Raw genomic sequence first — 370 nt, 5'->3', positions numbered from 1 at the left:
GCGCGGCCGGGGCCGCGCGCTCCAGGAAGCGCAGCAGCTCGACGGGGAAGGGGAGCACGAGTGTCGAGTTCTTCTCGGCCGCGACCGCCACCACCGTTTGCAGCAGCCGGAGTTGGAGTGCCGCGGGCTGTTCCGACATCTGCTCGGCGGCCTCGGCGAGTTTCTTGGAGGCCTGCAACTCGGCGTCGGCGTTGATGATCCGGGCCCGGCGTTCGCGGTCGGCCTCGGCCTGGCGGGCCATCGAGCGCTTCATCGTCTCGGGCAGGGAGACGTCCTTGATCTCGACCCGGTCGATCTGCACGCCCCACCCGATGGAGGGGCTGTCGATCATCAACTCCAGCCCCTGGTTGAGCTTTTCACGGTTGGAGAG

General features: G+C 68.4%; 1 protein-coding gene. It reads right to left on the bottom strand.

The window, feature by feature from the left end:
• On the bottom strand, positions 1-370 hold a 370-nt coding region (locus JHN63_RS52170; RefSeq protein ID WP_267953890.1), incomplete at both ends, for an SPFH domain-containing protein.

This window comes from Streptomyces sp. MBT65 (assembly GCF_016612545.1).
Classification (GTDB): domain Bacteria; phylum Actinomycetota; class Actinomycetes; order Streptomycetales; family Streptomycetaceae; genus Streptomyces.
This window is presented reverse-complemented; position numbering and strand designations above follow the sequence as displayed.